Source organism: Alcanivorax borkumensis SK2 (assembly GCF_000009365.1).
In the GTDB taxonomy this organism is placed as follows: Bacteria; Pseudomonadota; Gammaproteobacteria; order Pseudomonadales; family Alcanivoracaceae; genus Alcanivorax; species Alcanivorax borkumensis.
In genome coordinates this window covers 1,874,721-1,890,948 of record NC_008260.1, presented here as the reverse complement: position 1 = coordinate 1,890,948, position 16,228 = coordinate 1,874,721, and the positions used below count along the sequence as shown (strand labels likewise).

General features: G+C 55.5%; 13 protein-coding genes. 10 read left to right on the top strand and 3 right to left on the bottom strand.

Going from position 1 to position 16,228, the window contains the following annotated elements; translation table 11 throughout:
• Nucleotides 1-8: 8 nt before the first annotated feature.
• Entirely contained in the window at nucleotides 9-2,156 is a 2,148-nt protein-coding gene (gene fadB / locus ABO_RS08555) for a fatty acid oxidation complex subunit alpha FadB (protein WP_011588933.1), read from the bottom strand.
• Nucleotides 2,157-2,619: 463 nt separating this feature from the next.
• On the opposite strand from fadB, the gene recJ reads away from it, so the two are divergent.
• The 7 genes from recJ to ABO_RS08520 all read left to right on the top strand — a co-directional run bounded on the left by recJ (nucleotide 2,620) and on the right by ABO_RS08520 (nucleotide 10,890).
• Entirely contained in the window at nucleotides 2,620-4,344 is a 1,725-nt protein-coding gene (gene recJ, locus ABO_RS08550) for a single-stranded-DNA-specific exonuclease RecJ (RefSeq protein WP_011588932.1), read from the top strand.
• Nucleotides 4,345-4,695: 351 nt separating this feature from the next.
• Nucleotides 4,696-4,980 carry a DUF7352 domain-containing protein gene (locus tag ABO_RS08545; protein WP_011588931.1) on the top strand — a complete coding sequence of 95 codons (285 nt, stop codon included), beginning with the start codon at nucleotides 4,696-4,698 and terminating at the stop codon, nucleotides 4,978-4,980.
• Nucleotides 4,981-5,291: 311 nt separating this feature from the next.
• A protein-coding gene (prfB, locus tag ABO_RS08540) for a peptide chain release factor 2 (RefSeq protein ID WP_101235026.1) occupies nucleotides 5,292-6,408 on the top strand; the annotation gives its coding sequence in 2 pieces (ribosomal slippage) (nucleotides 5,292-5,363 and nucleotides 5,365-6,408; 1,116 coding nt in all).
• A gap of 99 nt (nucleotides 6,409-6,507) precedes the next feature.
• Complete coding sequence (gene lysS / locus ABO_RS08535) at nucleotides 6,508-8,022, top strand: lysine--tRNA ligase (RefSeq protein WP_011588929.1); 1,515 nt, start codon at nucleotides 6,508-6,510, stop codon at nucleotides 8,020-8,022.
• 100 nt (nucleotides 8,023-8,122) lie between these two features.
• Complete coding sequence (locus tag ABO_RS08530; protein WP_011588928.1) at nucleotides 8,123-8,791, top strand: TetR/AcrR family transcriptional regulator; 669 nt, start codon at nucleotides 8,123-8,125, stop codon at nucleotides 8,789-8,791.
• On the top strand, nucleotides 8,784-9,497 hold the full coding sequence (gene ung / locus ABO_RS08525) for a uracil-DNA glycosylase (protein WP_011588927.1): 714 nt from the start codon (nucleotides 8,784-8,786) through the stop codon (nucleotides 9,495-9,497). Before ABO_RS08530 ends, ung begins: the two co-directional genes overlap by 8 nt.
• Nucleotides 9,498-9,774: 277 nt before the next feature.
• Nucleotides 9,775-10,890 (top strand): enoyl-CoA hydratase/isomerase family protein, encoded by a 1,116-nt coding sequence (locus ABO_RS08520; RefSeq protein ID WP_011588926.1) that lies wholly within the window; start codon nucleotides 9,775-9,777, stop codon nucleotides 10,888-10,890.
• Nucleotides 10,891-10,995: 105 nt separating this feature from the next.
• Here ABO_RS08520 and ABO_RS08515 read toward each other — a convergent pair whose 3' ends face one another.
• Nucleotides 10,996-11,943 carry a YgfZ/GcvT domain-containing protein gene (locus ABO_RS08515; protein WP_011588925.1) on the bottom strand — a complete coding sequence of 316 codons (948 nt, stop codon included), beginning with the start codon at nucleotides 11,941-11,943 and terminating at the stop codon, nucleotides 10,996-10,998.
• 150 nt (nucleotides 11,944-12,093) lie between these two features.
• Here ABO_RS08515 and ABO_RS08510 point away from each other — a divergent pair, with 150 nt between their 5' ends.
• Nucleotides 12,094-12,354, top strand: coding sequence for a succinate dehydrogenase assembly factor 2 (locus tag ABO_RS08510; protein ID WP_011588924.1), 261 nt, complete (start codon nucleotides 12,094-12,096; stop codon nucleotides 12,352-12,354).
• Nucleotides 12,320-12,715, top strand: coding sequence for a hypothetical protein (locus ABO_RS08505; protein WP_232501264.1), 396 nt, complete (start codon nucleotides 12,320-12,322; stop codon nucleotides 12,713-12,715). The genes ABO_RS08510 and ABO_RS08505 overlap by 35 nt, the downstream gene beginning before the upstream one ends.
• Before the next feature lie 142 nt (nucleotides 12,716-12,857).
• Here ABO_RS08505 and nadB read toward each other — a convergent pair whose 3' ends face one another.
• Nucleotides 12,858-14,465 (bottom strand): L-aspartate oxidase, encoded by a 1,608-nt coding sequence (nadB, locus tag ABO_RS08500; protein ID WP_011588922.1) that lies wholly within the window; start codon nucleotides 14,463-14,465, stop codon nucleotides 12,858-12,860.
• 266 nt (nucleotides 14,466-14,731) lie between these two features.
• On the opposite strand from nadB, the gene ABO_RS08495 reads away from it, so the two are divergent.
• On the top strand, nucleotides 14,732-16,006 hold the full coding sequence (locus ABO_RS08495) for a hypothetical protein (protein ID WP_011588921.1): 1,275 nt from the start codon (nucleotides 14,732-14,734) through the stop codon (nucleotides 16,004-16,006).
• Nucleotides 16,007-16,228 lie beyond the last annotated feature (222 nt).

Genomic DNA, 16,228 nt, shown 5'->3' with positions numbered 1-16,228 from the left:
TCCGTGGCTTAGGCGAAGAAAGACTCGCCCTTGGAGGCCATGTCTTTGAGCATCTGCGGTGCTTCGTAGATGCCACCCAGGTGCGCGTACTTGTCACACAGCGCGACGAATTCTTTAACGCCAACACTGTCGATGTAACGCAGCGGACCGCCACGGAAGGGAGGGAAGCCGATGCCGTAGATCATGGCCATGTCGGCCTCGGCAGCGGAACCTACGATGTTGTCTTCCAGGCAGCGAACGGTTTCGGTGCACATGGGGATCATCATGCGGGCGATGATTTCTTCCGCATCGAATTCCTTGCTGTCAGCCACGTGCGGCTTGATCAGTTCGTAGGTGGACTCGTCGACAACCTTTTTGGTTTTGCCTTTCTTGTCCAGCTCGTACTTGTAGAAACCGACGCCGTTTTTCTGGCCGTAACGATCGTTTTCGAACATCACAGTGGACGCATCTTTGAAGTCGTACTGCATGCGCTCGGGGTAGCCTTCAGCCATTACCTCAGCCGCGTGAACACCGGTGTCGATGCCAACCACGTCCATCAGGTACGCCGGGCCCATAGGCCAGCCGAACTTCTGCATCACTTTGTCGACCGCCTGGAAGTCGGCACCGTCGCGCATCAGCATGCCGAAGCCGCCGAAGTAGGGGAACAGTACACGGTTAACCAGGAAGCCGGGGCAGTCGTTAACCACGATGGGGGTTTTGCCCATTTTCTGAGCGTAGGCCACCAGGGTGCCAACGGTTTCGTCGGAGGTCTTTTCGCCACGGATTACTTCCACCAGCGGCATCATGTGTACCGGGTTGAAGAAGTGCATGCCGGCGAAGTCTTGCGGACGCTTCAGGGCTTCAGCCAGTTTGGTGATGGAAATGGTGGAGGTGTTGGAGGCCAGCACGGTGCCCTCGGTTACCTTATCTTCCACTTCCGCCAATACGGACTGCTTGACCTTCTGGTTCTCAACTACCGCCTCAACCACCACGTTCACGTTGGCGAAGTCGCCGTAGTTCAGGGTCGGACGGATAGAGGACAAAACCTGCGCCATTTTGGCGGGCTTCATTTTCTTGCGATCAACACGCTTGGTCAGCAGTTTGCTGGCTTCGCTCATGCCCAGGTCCAGCGCTTTGTCGGCGATGTCCTTCATGATGATCGGCGTGCCTTTAGAGGCAGACTGGAAGGCGATACCGCCGCCCATGATGCCTGCGCCCAGTACGGCGGCCTGATTGATCTCTTTGGAGGCTTTAGCGGTTTTGCCGTTGACCTTTTTCACTTGCTGGTCTGCCAGGAACAGCCCAACCATGCAGGTGGCTTGCGGAGACTTGGCCACTTTGGCGAAGCCTTTGGCTTCCACTTCCTGTGCTTCTTTGCGGTTCATGCCAGCATGCTTTTGCATGGCGTTTACGGCGGCTACCGGGGCCGGGTAGTTCTTGCCTGCCTGGCCCATCACCATGGCGGTGCAAGTCTGGAAGGCCATCATGTTTTCCATGGGTGGCAGTTTCAGCGGTTCCAGTTTCTCGGCACGCTTGGCGCGGAAATCGATTTTGCCGGCTAGGCATTGCTTGACCAGATCGATGGCCGCGTTCTGCAGTTCGTCGTGGGCAACGACCGCGTCGGCTACACCTACGCTCAGCGCTTTGTCCGCTTTGTGCTGACCGCCAGCGGCGATCCACTCAACGGCATTATCTACACCAATTACGCGGGGCAAGCGCACGGTGCCGCCGAAGCCCGGGTACAAGCCCAGTTTCACTTCCGGCAGACCGACCTGAGCTTTTTCGCTCAGTACGCGGAAATCTGCGGCCAGACACAGTTCTAAGCCACCACCCAAGGCGATGCCATTAACGGCCGCCACTTTGGGAATGTCGAGATCTTCAAGGGCGTTGAAGACTTCGTTAGATTTCAGACACCAGCTGGCGATTTCATCTTCCGGCAGTTTGAACATGTCGGTGAATTCGGTGATGTCGGCGCCAACAATGAAAACCCCTTTGCCGGAAGTCACGATTAGGCCTTTGATGTCGCTGTTCGTTTTAACAGCTTCCACAGCCTTACCGAGGTCTTCCACGGTTTCCTGATTGAACTTGTTAACGGACTCGCCCTGAAGGTCAAACTTCAGTTCGGCGATGCCGTCGTCAAGCAGTTGTACGCTTACGGCGTTGCCTTGATAGATCATAGCTTCTGCTCTCCAGTCCCAAAGTACGCGGTTTAAATGACCGCTTTGGTGTGCCCCAGGCCCCGAAATTCGGGGTGGGCGCGTCGTTTATATGGCATTCATGTGAGTGTTTGCTTACATAAGCGACGAAACTCGTAGGCCCGCAAGTATAGGGAAGCGGGATGACTTTTTTAGCCCTAATTTGTGACTATTTAGTCGTGATAGCCATTGGGAGGTGCTGTATGGCGAAAATTTGATCATTTACTCCATGTGTTCGTGCTGTTCGGGCGGTGCCGTGGCAGACTGCAGGGCGGGTGCCGCCTCTGCCCATTGGGGCATTTATAGTACAGGTATTTAGTACAGGCATTGGTGCCCACAAATCATCGCTCGCTCCACGCCTCACCGTGCCGCTGATGGCTGGGGCACCCTGCGAGCATGACGAATATCCAATCTGGCCAGAAATCCGCTACTACCGAGCACGTTCATGCCCATCGACACTCCTCGCTTGCCCAAGATCACCCGTCGCCCGCAGTACACGCCAGATTGGCCAGATGTGCCGCCCATGCTGGCGCGGATTTTGGCCGGGCGGGGGGTCACCGATCCGGCGTTGCTGGATCTGGGACTCAAACGCCTGCCACATCCTGAACGCTTCACAGGGTTGCGTGGGGCTGTGGCGTTGCTTTTACAAGGGCGAACTGAGCAGTGGCGCATTTGTATTGTCGGTGACTACGACGCGGATGGCGCCACCGCTACCACCTTGATGGTGCGTGGCCTGGAGCGGCTGGGCTATGCGCGCCCGGATTTTCTAGTGCCGGACCGGTTTGAGTATGGCTATGGCCTGTCGCCGGCTATTGTTGATCTGGCCAAAGAGCTGTACGACCCGGACCTGATTATCACCGTGGATAACGGTATCGCCAGTGTGGATGGCGTCGCGGCCGCACGGGCCCAAGGCATGCGGGTGCTGATTACCGATCACCACTTGCCCGGCGAAACGCTGCCGGAGGCGGACGCATTGGTGAACCCGCGCCTGCCCGGTTGCGAAGATTTTCCTGCCACCAATTTGGCCGGGGTCGGGGTAGCGTTTTATTTATTAATGGATTTGCAGCGGGCACTGCGCGAGCAGGGCGTTGCCGCCAGCGCGCCAATAACCGACCTGTTGGATCTGGTGGCACTGGGTACGGTGGCGGATGTGGTGGTGTTGGATGACGCCAACCGGGTATTGGTGGAGCAGGGCTTACGGCGGATTCGCGCCGGTAAAGGCTGCCCAGGAATTCGCGCCTTGTTACAGGTGGCCGGGCGTGATCCTAACCGCGTGTTGGCGGCGGACATGGGTTTTGCGGTCGGCCCACGGTTGAATGCTGCGGGGCGGCTCACCGACATGACTCAAGGCATCGCCTGTCTGTTGGCACAAACCGATGCCGAGGCCACCGAGATGGCCCAGGATTTGGACACCATCAACCGTGAGCGTCGCTCCATTGAGCATGGTATGCGTGATGCGGCCATGGAAGAGGTGGCCCGTCTGGATGCGGATAACCTGCCCGCAGGCCTGTGCCTGTATGGCAAGGAGTGGCACGAAGGGGTGGTGGGCATTCTTGCCTCGCGGGTGAAAGAAGCCATTCACCGGCCGGTGATTGCTTTTGCCCCGGCGCAGCAACGTGGGCAACTCAAGGGTTCGGGCCGTTCGATTCCCGGTTTGCACCTGCGCGATGCGTTGGATGCGGTGGCCACGGCTAACCCGGGCTTGCTGAGTAAATTTGGTGGCCACGCCATGGCGGCGGGGTTGTCGCTGGAGCTGGACAAGCTGGAAGACTTCAAAGCCGCGTTTGAAAAAGCGGTGGGGGAGCTGCTGTCGCCGAAAGCGCTGGAGCGCATTGTAGAAACCGATGGCGAGCTGGACGATCACGAGCTGTCGTTGACCAATGCAGAACTACTCAGCCACCGCTTTCCTTGGGGCCAAGGTTTCCCTGCGCCCAGTTTCGATGGCGAATTCGAAGTGCTCAAGCACCGCATTGTTGGCGAGCGCCACCTAAAATTGACCCTGGGCCTGCCAGGGATCAGTGGGGTGATTGATGCTATTCATTTCAATGTGGCCGTGGAAGCGTTGCCCAGCCGCATTAGCAAGGTGCGTGGGGTTTACCGGTTGGAGGTCAATGAGTTCCGGGGGCAGCGTAATCCTCAGTTGCTGTTCGAGCATTTGATCCCGCTTTGATCGCCCCGATGGGGTGGGAATGTCGAATTACGGCTACGCCTAAGCTGACCTACTAAAACCAGACTCCCCCCGTGGTTTTTAGGATGAATTAGCCTGAAAGGCGTAATCCAACATTGGGCCCACAAATCGAAACCGCATCATGTTGCGACCCCCTCAGGGCTTCCCCTGTCGTCTCCCGGCTAAATTGTCGACAATGGCTGTCGGGGCGCGTGGTTTTTGCTAGGATTGCCCATTGCGCTCAATACTGGGTGCCCTTATTTCTTTGGTGTGCGGCCCAAAAGGCCGTGCTACAACGACTTTGTGGCGTGGCTATCGCTACCGCTGTGGTGTGTCCTTAACGGAGGGGCTCAAATGAAAACGATTCACAAGCATCGGCTTAATATCAACACTGACGTGCAGGACATCCGTCTGCCGCAAGAAGGAAAGGTACTGCGGGTGGATTACGTTCCGCAGGAAGCCGTGATTTTCATGTGGGTGGAAGTGGACGCGGATACGGTGATAGACACGCCGAAAGAAGTTCGTCGCTTCAAGGTATTCAACACCGGTTCTGGCATTCCGAAAAACGCCAGCTACATTGGCACGACCATCGATAATATGAAACCGGCGGCGTACCACGTTTACGAGCTGAAAGATTGATCGGTATTGCCGCAGCAAGCACTGAATAACGTCGCGACTGGTGCAATAAAAGGCTGACTAAAAAGCCTGTTCATCACCGCGCGCGCAGAGTACACAGAGAAGTACACAAAGAGAGCCTCCTTTTCGTAGGCGATTACTGTGTACTTTGTGGTAAATCTGTCTTCGTTGGGGGTTGCGTTATCCAGCCTTAGCGCGTGGCCAGGGGGGAGGTTGCTCGCCCCTCGTCAGTTCCCCCGCAAACCGTTAAACTTCGCCGTTTGCCGAGCACCAATCCGGCTTGGCGCCTATTTCTGCAATTTCAGAGAGACGTAATGGAAGTCAATCCGCTGCGAACCCACCTTTCCGACCTCGCCGAGCGTGTCGAAGCGCTCAGGGGGTATCTTTGACTACGTTCAAAAGAGTGAACGCCTGACTGAAGTCGAGCGCGAGCTCGAAAGCCCCGATGTCTGGAATGATCCGCCCTATGCTCAGGCATTGGGTAAGGAGCGCTCTCAGTTGGAGGGGGTGGTGAAAACCATCGACGACGCTAGCCAGGGCTTGGAGGACACCTCAGCCTTGTTGGACCTGGTGGTGGAAGAGGGCGACGAAGATACTCTCTCAGAAGTGGAAAGCGATCTGCGAGATCTGGAAAAGATGGTGGCGGATCTGGAATTTCGTCGCATGTTCTCCGGCCAGATGGACCCCTGCAGTGCCTACTTGGATATTCAATCCGGTTCTGGTGGCACCGAGGCCCAAGATTGGGCAGAGATGATGTTACGCATGTACCTGCGTTGGGGCGAAGCCCACGGTTTTAAAACAGAGCTGGTGGAAGCTTCCGCCGGTGATGTGGCGGGTATCAAATCTGCCACAGTGCGCTTTGAAGGTGATTATGCTTACGGCTGGTTGCGCACTGAAACCGGCGTGCATCGGCTAGTGCGCAAAAGCCCTTTCGATTCTGGTGGCCGCCGCCATACCTCATTCAGTTCCGTGTTTGTGTCTCCTGAGGTAGATGACGACATCGATATTGAAATCGATTTGGGCAATATGCGGGTGGATACTTACCGGGCGTCCGGCGCGGGTGGTCAGCACGTTAACCGGACCGATTCTGCGGTGCGCCTGACCTATCTCTTTAAGGATGATGGGGGCACTGAGCATACCGTAGTCACCCAGTGCCAGAGCGAGCGAAGCCAGCACCAGAACAAAGACAAGGCCATGAAGATGATGCAGGCTAAGGTCTATGAGCTGGAAATGCAGCGGCGTAATGCCGAGAAGCAAGCCTTGGAAAACAGCAAGGCTGACATCGGTTGGGGCAGCCAAATTCGCTCTTATGTTCTCGATGATGCGCGCATTAAGGATTTGCGCACAGGGGTGGAAAACCGTAATACCCAGGCGGTACTGGATGGTGCCCTGGATCCCTTTATTGAAGCGTCCCTAAAAGCGGGATTGTGATTGATACGCTGGGTGCCTGACGCTTGCCGCTTGACGCTAACTCCAAAGCGTCAGGCGTTAAGCGTGCGGCGCCTGGCGCTTTACCGGAAGCACTGAGTTATGAGCCAAGACAACACCACACAGAATGTCGATGCCTCGCAGCAGGCCGCTGCTGAAAACCGTCTGATTGCAGAACGTCGTGCCAAGTTGGCCGAGTTACGCGAAGGCGGTAACCCGTTTCCCAATCATTTTCGTAGGGATTCCCTTGCCGCCGATTTGCAGGCGCAGTATGGCGAATTCACCAAGGAAGAGCTGGAAGAGAAAAATATTCAGGTGGCGGTAGCCGGCCGTATGATGCTGGATCGCAAAGCCTTTAAGGTGCTACAGGACATGTCTGGGCGCATTCAGATTTTCGCGCCCAAGGACGAAACCCGCGATGTGCGTAAAGAAACCAAGAGCTGGGATCTGGGCGACATCATTGGGGTGCGTGGCACGCTGTGCAAATCCGGTAAGGGCGACCTGTATGTGATGATGGATGAGTATTTTTTGCTCACCAAATCCCTGCGCCCGCTGCCCGAAAAGCATAAGGGGCTCACTGATACCGAAGCCAGGTACCGCCAGCGTTATGTGGACTTGATCGTTAACGAGGACACTCGAAAGACGTTCCAGATCCGCGCCAAAATTGTGGCCGGGATTCGCAACTTTCTGGTACAAAAAGATTTCGTGGAAGCGGAAACACCCATGCTGCAGGTGATTCCAGGCGGCGCGACTGCACGTCCGTTTATTACTCACCACAATAGCTTAGACATGGACATGTACTTGCGCATTGCGCCGGAACTGTACTTGAAGCGGTTGGTGGTCGGCGGTTTCGAAAAAGTGTTCGAGATTAACCGTAACTTCCGCAATGAAGGGCTCTCGACCCGGCATAACCCGGAATTCACCATGCTGGAATTTTACCAAGCGTTTGGTGATTACCACGACCTGATGAACCTGACCGAAGAAATGCTGCGCACCTTGGCCGAGACGGTGTTGGGCAGCACGGATGTGGCTTACCAGGGCGATGTGTTTGATTTTGGCAAACCTTTTACCCGCATGACGGTGTTCGATTCCATTTTGCATTTTAATCCTGATATTGATGCCGCCAAATTGGCAGATATTGAGGGCGCTCGAGAGATCGCCACCGGCTTGGGGATTCCGCTTAAAGACGGTTACGGCTTGGGTAAGGTGCAGATCGAGATTTTTGAGAAGACGGTGGAACACCGCCTGAAAGATCCCACCTTTATTACCGAGTATCCCACCGAGGTTTCGCCGCTGGCGCGTCGCATGGACGATAACCCCTTTGTGACAGAGCGGTTTGAATTTTTTGTGGGTGGTCGTGAAATTGCCAACGGCTTCTCCGAGTTGAATGATGCGGAAGACCAAGCCGAGCGTTTCCGTCAGCAGGTGGAAGAAAAAGCCGCAGGTGACGACGAAGCCATGTTCTACGATGAAGATTATGTGGTCGCGCTTGAGCATGGCCTGCCACCGACCGCTGGTGAGGGCATCGGCATCGATCGTCTGGTAATGTTGTTTACCGATGCACCGTCCATTCGTGACGTTATTCTGTTTCCGCATATGCGGCCCCAGGGCCGGTAAGAACGGTATTTTCGGGCGTCATTTTTGCCCGTTGTGTTGCAGGAGCGTCGCAGGGAGAGTGATACAATTTAGGGTGTGATAACACAGGCTGGCTGTATCCATGACAACTGAAATTCAGTACCAGGGAAGGAAAACCCGCCGAACGGGTAGCGAGCAGCGTCGACAGGCTATTCTTGAGGCCTCGTTGAATATTATTGTGCGCGATGGTATCCGGGCGGTTCGCCACCGTTCGGTTGCCCGTGAAGCGGGCGTTCCGCTTTCTGCGACAACCTATTACTTTAAAGATCTCTCTGATTTGATCGCTGACACCTTCGCATTGTTCGCAGAACGAGCAATAAAGGAGGTGGTTGAACCCTTTAAAGAGCAGGCGTTCGGGTTGATGTCGCAGTTTTCCCGCGACAGCCTGAAAAACCCGCAAGAACGTGGGCGGTTGGTGCAGCTGCTTGCTCAGATGATGGGCGCTTTCATCGTTGATGAGTTGCAAAATCGTCGTGATCATATTGTGGCTGAGCAGGCGTTTATTCAGGAAGCCGTTCTGGATCCGCGGCTGCGGGAAATGGCTGATATGTATTTGGCCCAGCATGTGGAAACCTTGGCCATGGCGTGTGAGCTGTTTGGTTGTAAACACCCCAAGCTGGATGGGGAGTTAATCTTCTCTACCTTCCTGACCATTGAGCAGCGTTTGTTGGTGCACCCGGAAAAAGTCTCCCAGGCGTTTGCGGAGAAACGGATGCACAACTTGATGGAGAAAGTGATCCCCCATGGTTAATGCCTATGCCGTGAACACCCCTGACAGCAAAGTTGTGCCGTTGGAGCCGGGCTGGAAACAGCACCTTGAGGGGGAGTTTCAACGGGACTATATGGCGCAGTTGCGCCATTTTTTAGCGCAACAGAAGCGTGAAGGAAAAACGGTTTTCCCGCCGGGGCCAGATATTTTTAACGCCTTCAACTTGACGCCCTTTGACTGTGTGAAAGTGGTCATCCTGGGACAGGACCCTTACCACGGCCCCAACCAAGCCCATGGTCTGTGTTTTTCCGTTCAGCATGGCGTAAAGACTCCGCCATCACTGATGAATATCTACAAGGAAATTCACCGAGACCTGGGTTTTGATATTCCTACCCATGGCAACTTGACCTATTGGGCAGAGCAGGGTGTTTTGCTGCTTAACGCGGTGCTCACCGTGGAAGCGGGCCAGGCTGGCTCTCACCAGAAGCAAGGGTGGGAAACGTTTACCGATCAGGCCATTGAGCACTTAAACCGCGAACGTGAGGGGTTAGTGTTTTTATTGTGGGGCAGTCATGCTCAGAAAAAAGGCCGCCTGATCGACCGCGAAAAACACTGTGTGCTAAGCGCTCCACATCCGTCTCCACTGTCGGCTTACCGAGGTTTTCTCGGCTGTGGTCACTTTTCCCGTGCCAATCAATATTTGCTCCAGCACGGTGAAACCGCTATTGATTGGTCCGTGCCAGAATAATAAAGGCAAGCCGCCCACTACAAGGCGAATTGGGGTCTGCGGCCACAGAACAACTAACGGCGTTGTACCCACGAGTAAGCTGCTTTGTTGGCCGCGGCTCACATCACCAATCTTCCCGTAGCGACCTTTCGGTGTGAACATCGCTTGCCTCACTACCTGCTAGCTTGCAGCGCGGAGTAAGGCATTCATAATCTGCATGGCCTTTTGCCCGTTTCCAGCTTGGAGCTTGCCGCCCACCGCGGTACCATCTTTGCCGAATTGAGACCAAGGAGTTGTTGTGTCTGACTGCGTGTTGTTTTCCGAAATCGAAACCCGTTGCGGCCGTGTTATTGCCCGCGCGACGTTGAATGCCCCCAAATCCCTGAATGCGCTGAGCTTGGAAATGATCACGCTGTTGAGCGAGAAGCTGGATGCTTGGGAGCAGCGTTCCGATATTGTGGCGATCTGGCTGGATGGGGCTGGCGACAAGGCGCTCTGTGCGGGTGGTGATATCGTGCAGATGCATAAATCCATGGTGAAACATGCCGGTGAAGGCCGAAACCCGGTTACCGAAGAGTATTTCGCAGCGGAATATGTGTTGGATTATCGTCTGCATACGAGTGCGATTCCGGTGATCGTCTTTGGTGATGGCATTGTTATGGGCGGTGGCATGGGGCTGCTGCAGAGTGCGGATTTCCGTTTGGTAACGCCACGCTCGCGCATGGCCATGCCGGAAATTACCATCGGCCTGTTCCCCGATGTGGGTGGCAGCTGGTTCCTGAATCGTTTGCCTGGAAGGGTGGGCTTGTTCCTTGGCCTTACTGGGGTTCACATCAACGGTCGTGAAGCTGTGGAAATTGGCATGGCTGATCGCATGGTAGAGGCGGATGCGGACAGCCTGCTGGACGCGCTGGCCGAGCAGAATTATGCGGATACCGAAGCGGAAAATCGCGCGGTGATCTATCGCTTGTTCAAACAGCAGGCGGTGGACATGAGTGATCTGCCGCACCCGTTGATTGACCATATGCCATTAATTAACCGTTTGTGCGATGGCGAGGACATTACCGTTGTCACTGAGCAGCTGCTGAGCGTGAAAGAACGTGACCGTTGGCTGGACAAGGCACTGGGTAACCTTGAGCGAGGTTGCCCGCAAACGGCTCATCTGGTGTGGGAGCAACTGGATCGTTCCACTTATTACGACCTGGCAGAGGTGTTTAGGATGGAGTGGTGCTTGGCGGTGCAATGTTCACTACACGGTGATTTTCGCGAAGGGGTGCGAGCTTTGTTAATCGACAAGGACGGCAAACCCAGCTTCCGGCATCGTGATGTGGCGTCGGTGCCAAAAGAGTACATCGAGGGTTTCTTCCGCTGCCCGGCGCCAAAGCACCCACTGGCGGATTTGGGTAAGGCTTGAGTAGGGGCTAGAAAGACACATAAAAAAAGGCGCTTCGGCGCCTTTTTTTATGTGGAAAGACTTGGGGCTAATTCGGCCTACGGGCGCGTGTGGGCTCCGTGGGGCTTAATCTTTCCAGGGCAAGGTATAGGGTAGAGTGCCGAGCTGGCTGTTGAGCGGCTCAGCGTCTTTGAACAATACACCATCGGTGTTGCGGCGCAGTACCACGAGGGCACTGTGCCCGGCAGGGGTGCGGGCACTGCTGACCACTTCACCGGCGGCTTTGCCGTTGCTGTCGCGTAGCGTTTCACCGGGTGTCAGATCCATATCGGCGGTGTAATCGACCCGTTGCATGCGTTGCTTGAGCTTGCCCTTGAAGTGCATGCGTGCAACTACTTCCTGGCCTGTGTAGCAGCCTTTCTTAAAGTTCACCCCGGCGGTGACGTCGTAGTTAAGAACCTGAGGCAGGAATAGATCTTCTGCGCCCGGGTAGACCATGCCTTCGCCGGCGTCGATGTCGGCCAGCCGCCAGCCGTTGCCGTTGAGGGCTGTGCGTTCCTGAGCCTGTGCCGCCCATACGGCTTCCGCTTGCTCTGTGTGGGTAATCAGCAGTGCGTGATCGGTGTTGGGGTAGCGTAGCCACAGGCCTTGATCGTTGCGGGTGCTTTGCCCAGGTTGGGGAAGGGCGCCGGGCAATGCGCCTGAAAGCCCCAGAATTACGGCCTGGTTGTCCACTTGAAATTCCACTTTGGCGCGCAGGCGGTATTTCATTAATGATTTGATTACCGCTTCGCTTTGCCCGGCTGGGCAGAGCATCAGGTAGTCGTTACCGTCGCGAACAATGCGTACGCTGACCAGGCCACGGCCTTTCAGGCTCAGATGCATGCCGGTGAGGTGCCCTCCGTTATCCACTTCGCGCAGGTCGCAGGACAGCTGACCTTGCAGGTAATGGCCGGCTTCCTCGCCATGAGCGCGGATAATAGCCAAGTGATCGCAGTGGCTTAATGTGGGGGCGTTATCCGTGGGGGCGTGATCTGCCAGGGGTTGGGCGGCAATAAACTCGGACCAGCTCATGGGGCTCCTGTTATCCTAACGTGTAACGTGGCGTGGGACTCCGGGGGAGTCGAGAAATCATCAGCCATGATAGATAATGCGCGCACAGCCTGAAAGCTGTATGGGTTAATTGTCGAAAGACGCCGGAGTGTTTGATCAGGGTAGTGCTGAATGAGTAATGAAGACCTGAAGCGGAAATATCGTTGGCAGTGCCGTCGGGGTGCGTCAGAAGTGGAGGTGGTGCTGTATGGCTATCTGGATAATCACTTTGATGCGGAGCCGGTGGAGCGCCAAGTACAGTTTGCCACCTTGCTTGCCTGTGAAGATGCGGACATGTTCGAGTGGTTCACCTACCGCAGTGAGCCTGCAGATACGCAGTTAAATGAGTATGTGAGCCATGTCCTCGGGTTGGTCTCCGCGAAGAAAGGTTAAGCTGGCCGCTTCGCGCTATCCTGCGCGTTTACGGTGGTTGGCGGCATTGCTGGCAGCGGCGGCCATAGTCTTGTCGCAATTACCGGCTTGGGCCATGCTGGTGCTGCTTGGTGTGCTGCCTGTTCTGGTGAGGAGCTGGCGTTTGCCTCAGCCGGAGGCGCTAGAGCTGGATGCGCAAGGGGTGACGATCATCGGCCGGCATAAGCAAGTCATGGCGCGCCCCCTGCGTGTTATTCGCCATGGCCCTTGGTTGGCAATGCAAACGCCGAAGGGGTGGCAGCATGTGTTTGCTGACCAAGCGCCCGTTGCCGAGTTACAGCCTTTTTATCAGTGGTTTTGGGTTAAGCGTCAGCGGGGCTAGCGCACGCTACAACATTGGAAGGGAAAGCCGGGACGTTCCCCGGCTTTTTTTTCAACGTTGAACGTTCAATTGAATCGCTCGTGCAGGACGGTCATCGTGTGGCTCCGTCCTTTACCCGTAACCCGGCTTGATTCTATGCCAGTCAAAACGTCCCCGGTGTTAGGATCGTATTTCCGGTTTCTTCATTCGTTGCTGGGAAATCGCGCATGTAATGCAAGCCGCGGCTCTCTTTGCGTTGCATGGCAGAGCGAATAATCAGTTCGGCGATGACCACCAGATTACGTAGCTCCAGTAGGTCGTTGCTGATGTGGTAGTTGCTGTAATACTCGGCGATTTCGCTCTTTAGTAGCTCGGCGCGGTGCAGGGCTCTCTCCAACCGTTTTTCCGTTCTCACGATGCCCACGTAGTCCCACATGAAGCGACGCAGCTCGTCCCAGTTGTGGCTGATCACCACGTCTTCATCCGAGTCGGTAACCTGCGATTCATCCCATTCGTTGTCGTCTCTTGGCGTGGGAATTTTATCCAGGTGGGCGCGAATATGGTCGGCGGTGGCTTTGCCGTACACAAAGCACTCCAGCAATGAATTGCTAGCCATGCGGTTGGCTCCGTGTAAACCGGTAAAACTGGTTTCGCCAATGGCATAGAGGCCAGGCACATCGGTTTGTCCATGCTTGTTAATCATCACGCCGCCGCAGGTGTAATGAGCCGCAGGGACCACCGGAATGGGGTCGCGGGTGATATCCAGCCCCAGCTGCAGGCATTTGGCGTATACGGTGGGGAAGTGCTCGATAATGAAGTCTGCGGGTTTGTGGCTGATATCAAGGTAGAGACAATCCGCGCCCAGCCGTTTCATTTCATGGTCAATGGCGCGGGCAACCACATCCCGGGGGGCTAACTCGCCGCGCTCATCAAAGCGGTTCATGAAGCGTTCGCCATTGGGGAGTAGCAGGTGCCCGCCTTCGCCGCGGATGGCCTCGGTGACGAGGAAGCTTTTTGCCTTGGGGTGATAGAGGCAGGTGGGGTGGAACTGCATGAATTCCATATTCGCGACCCGACAGCCGGCTCGCCAGGCCATGGCAATGCCATCGCCGGTGGCCACATCCGGGTTGGATGTGTAGAGGTACACTTTGGAGGCCCCGCCGGTGGCCAGTACCACGGAGCGGGCGAGAATAACGTCGGTTTCGCCGGTTTGAATGTTGTGTACGTAGGCGCCACAGCAACGTTTTTCTTTGCCTTGCGGTCCGTCGTGTTCCTGTACGATCAGGTCCACCGCCACCCGGTGCTCAAAGCGGATCACGTTTTCTTTTTTGCAGACTTGTTCGATCAGTGTGCCGGAGATGGCTTTGCCGGTGGCATCGGCGGCGTGAATGATGCGCCGATGGCTATGCCCGCCTTCACGGGTTAAGTGGTAGGGCAATTTACTGCCATCACCGCTATCGAAACGGGTGAAGTCCACGCCTAGATCAATCAACCAGCGAATGGCGTCGGGGCCATTTTCCACGGTAAAGCGTACCGCATCATCCTGGCATAGCCCGGCGCCAGCCACATGGGTATCGGCCACATGACTTTCCAGTGAGTCTTCTTGGTCTAGCACCGCGGCCACTCCGCCCTGGGCGTAGTAGGTGCTAGCGCTGGTGAGCTCTCCTTTGGAGAGCAGGGCAACCTGACACTCATCAGGCAGGCGAAGTGCGGCCGTAAGGCCTGCGGCGCCGGAGCCGATAATGAGTACATCGTGTCGATAGGTAGCCATGGAGCATCCTTTATTCGTTAGCAGCTGGTCGATTTCGCAGGCTTAGGGGTCTCAGGCGGCCAGTATAGCGGCGATTGCTCCCCCTGCTAATGACGTTTTTATCAGCGGATCCCCCATTTGGGTGATGTGTAGCCTATGGCCTGTGGCTATATTGCGATGCGATTTCTATCGTAATTTGGGTGAGAGTGTTCGTCTGATGGGCAACAGGTGAAGAGGAATGCCTGTGGCGGATTAAGACGGCCGACTAATACTGTCTGGGGAAGACAATGAAAAAAATATCGATGCATCTGGCCGGGGGGCTGGTGCTTGTCGCGGGTTTGAGTGGCTGCATGTCTGCGAATTATTATACTGAACAGGGTACGCCGATTACGCAGCAAACGATCGATCACTTTAACACTAACCCGAATGACCCGATTATCCCCTACAGTAAAGGCAAGACCTCTTACGATGCTTACCCATGGGCCAGCGACAAATTTCAGGAATCACTGAACGCAAAGCCAAAAAGTAGTGCGAATGATGAATTGGCTCAGGTCGCAGATTATTGGTTGCATGATGGCGGGATGCCGCCGCTGGATATTACGGTAACGCGCCAGCCTCCCGAAAATAGTGTTGGCACAATTGCTACGGTCGTCTTTAGCACGTTGGGTTGTACGTTCAGCCTTTGTTTGATTCCTATGGTGGCGCCTCAGCAGTTCGAGACGACCATTGAAATGCGCTCAGAAGGTGAGCTGGTTTACAGTGCTAACGCCCACTATCGCGGCACGGTTTTCATGAGCTGGTTTCCACTAGGTAAATTACGCGGCACACAAAAACTTACTGATGCAGCTTGGTATGCTTCAGCTTTTTCCCATGAAGAAAAGCTGGTGCGTAATATTGCTGTCGAAGAGTCTCTTTACCAGTCGCTCAAAAAAACAAAAGATGTAGATACGCTTGCCGCTGCCCTTGATAACCCGTCGCTTAAATTTTACCGGCCGCTGGTTTCTGCGCGCTTGGCAGAGGTGTTGGCTGGCCAGAGCCGTAGCCAGCGCCTCAAGCATTATGCTGCGATCGTTGAGAAACACCCTGACTTTACGGGTGACATTCACGGTAATGAGCGCCTGTTTTTTATGGGGCCGGCGGATTTACGCGTAATGGATGTGCTTAAGGAGACCTATCGCAAGCGCTCAGCTCCGGCTATGGCCGCCAGCATTAAAGCCGCGGGCAAGCCTTATGCCGTCTTCACTCCGGAGGAGTCGAGTTGGTTGGTTAAGGAAGGGCTGCCGGTGGACGTGGTCGCGGCGATGATCAGCGCGAGTGAACCGAAATTAGCACCTGAGGCTGTGCCTGTGGGTTTGTTAGCAGGTGCCGCCCCTGGTGATCAGGCGGCGGGGCTTCCAGTGGCGAGTAACGCACTTGAAGCCACTGCTGCTGAATGCTCTAAGGCATATGCCGCTAAGAAAGTCTGTGAAAATATACCCGGTGATCCTTTCGGCTTGTTGACGCGAGGGTGCATGGCCCAGGTCAAGAAGAAATTCGGCGGCTCTGGCTGTTCTATTTTCTAATACTAGAGCGTTCTGGTGGCGCTCACTGGGGCCTGGCTGGGCTGTGTGAGCGTGCCTGTTTTCCCGGCATTTTGCCCTGAGTGTGTCCAATATGCAGTTTCACAGGAACCATCTGTGGGTTCCTGTGTCCGATTCTGTCCTATAACCGGTTGTCTTGTCGCCCCTGCGTCACCCCTTTAATTGTTCAAGCAATGTGAAAAGGTGGCGAAATCGCGTTCCTAT

Coding starts and splice junctions, on each gene's coding strand:
- lysS (WP_011588929.1), top strand. CDS start 6,508: ATGAGCCAAGACAACACCACACAGAATGTCGATGCCTCGCAGCAGGCC.
- fadB (WP_011588933.1), bottom strand. CDS start 2,156: ATGATCTATCAAGGCAACGCCGTAAGCGTACAACTGCTTGACGACGGC.
- ABO_RS08505 (WP_232501264.1), top strand. CDS start 12,320: ATGTCCTCGGGTTGGTCTCCGCGAAGAAAGGTTAAGCTGGCCGCTTCG.
- ABO_RS08545 (WP_011588931.1), top strand. CDS start 4,696: ATGAAAACGATTCACAAGCATCGGCTTAATATCAACACTGACGTGCAG.
- ABO_RS08515 (WP_011588925.1), bottom strand. CDS start 11,943: ATGAGCTGGTCCGAGTTTATTGCCGCCCAACCCCTGGCAGATCACGCC.
- ung (WP_011588927.1), top strand. CDS start 8,784: ATGGTTAATGCCTATGCCGTGAACACCCCTGACAGCAAAGTTGTGCCG.
- ABO_RS08510 (WP_011588924.1), top strand. CDS start 12,094: ATGAGTAATGAAGACCTGAAGCGGAAATATCGTTGGCAGTGCCGTCGG.
- ABO_RS08530 (WP_011588928.1), top strand. CDS start 8,123: ATGACAACTGAAATTCAGTACCAGGGAAGGAAAACCCGCCGAACGGGT.
- ABO_RS08495 (WP_011588921.1), top strand. CDS start 14,732: ATGAAAAAAATATCGATGCATCTGGCCGGGGGGCTGGTGCTTGTCGCG.
- nadB (WP_011588922.1), bottom strand. CDS start 14,465: ATGGCTACCTATCGACACGATGTACTCATTATCGGCTCCGGCGCCGCA.
- recJ (WP_011588932.1), top strand. CDS start 2,620: ATGCCCATCGACACTCCTCGCTTGCCCAAGATCACCCGTCGCCCGCAG.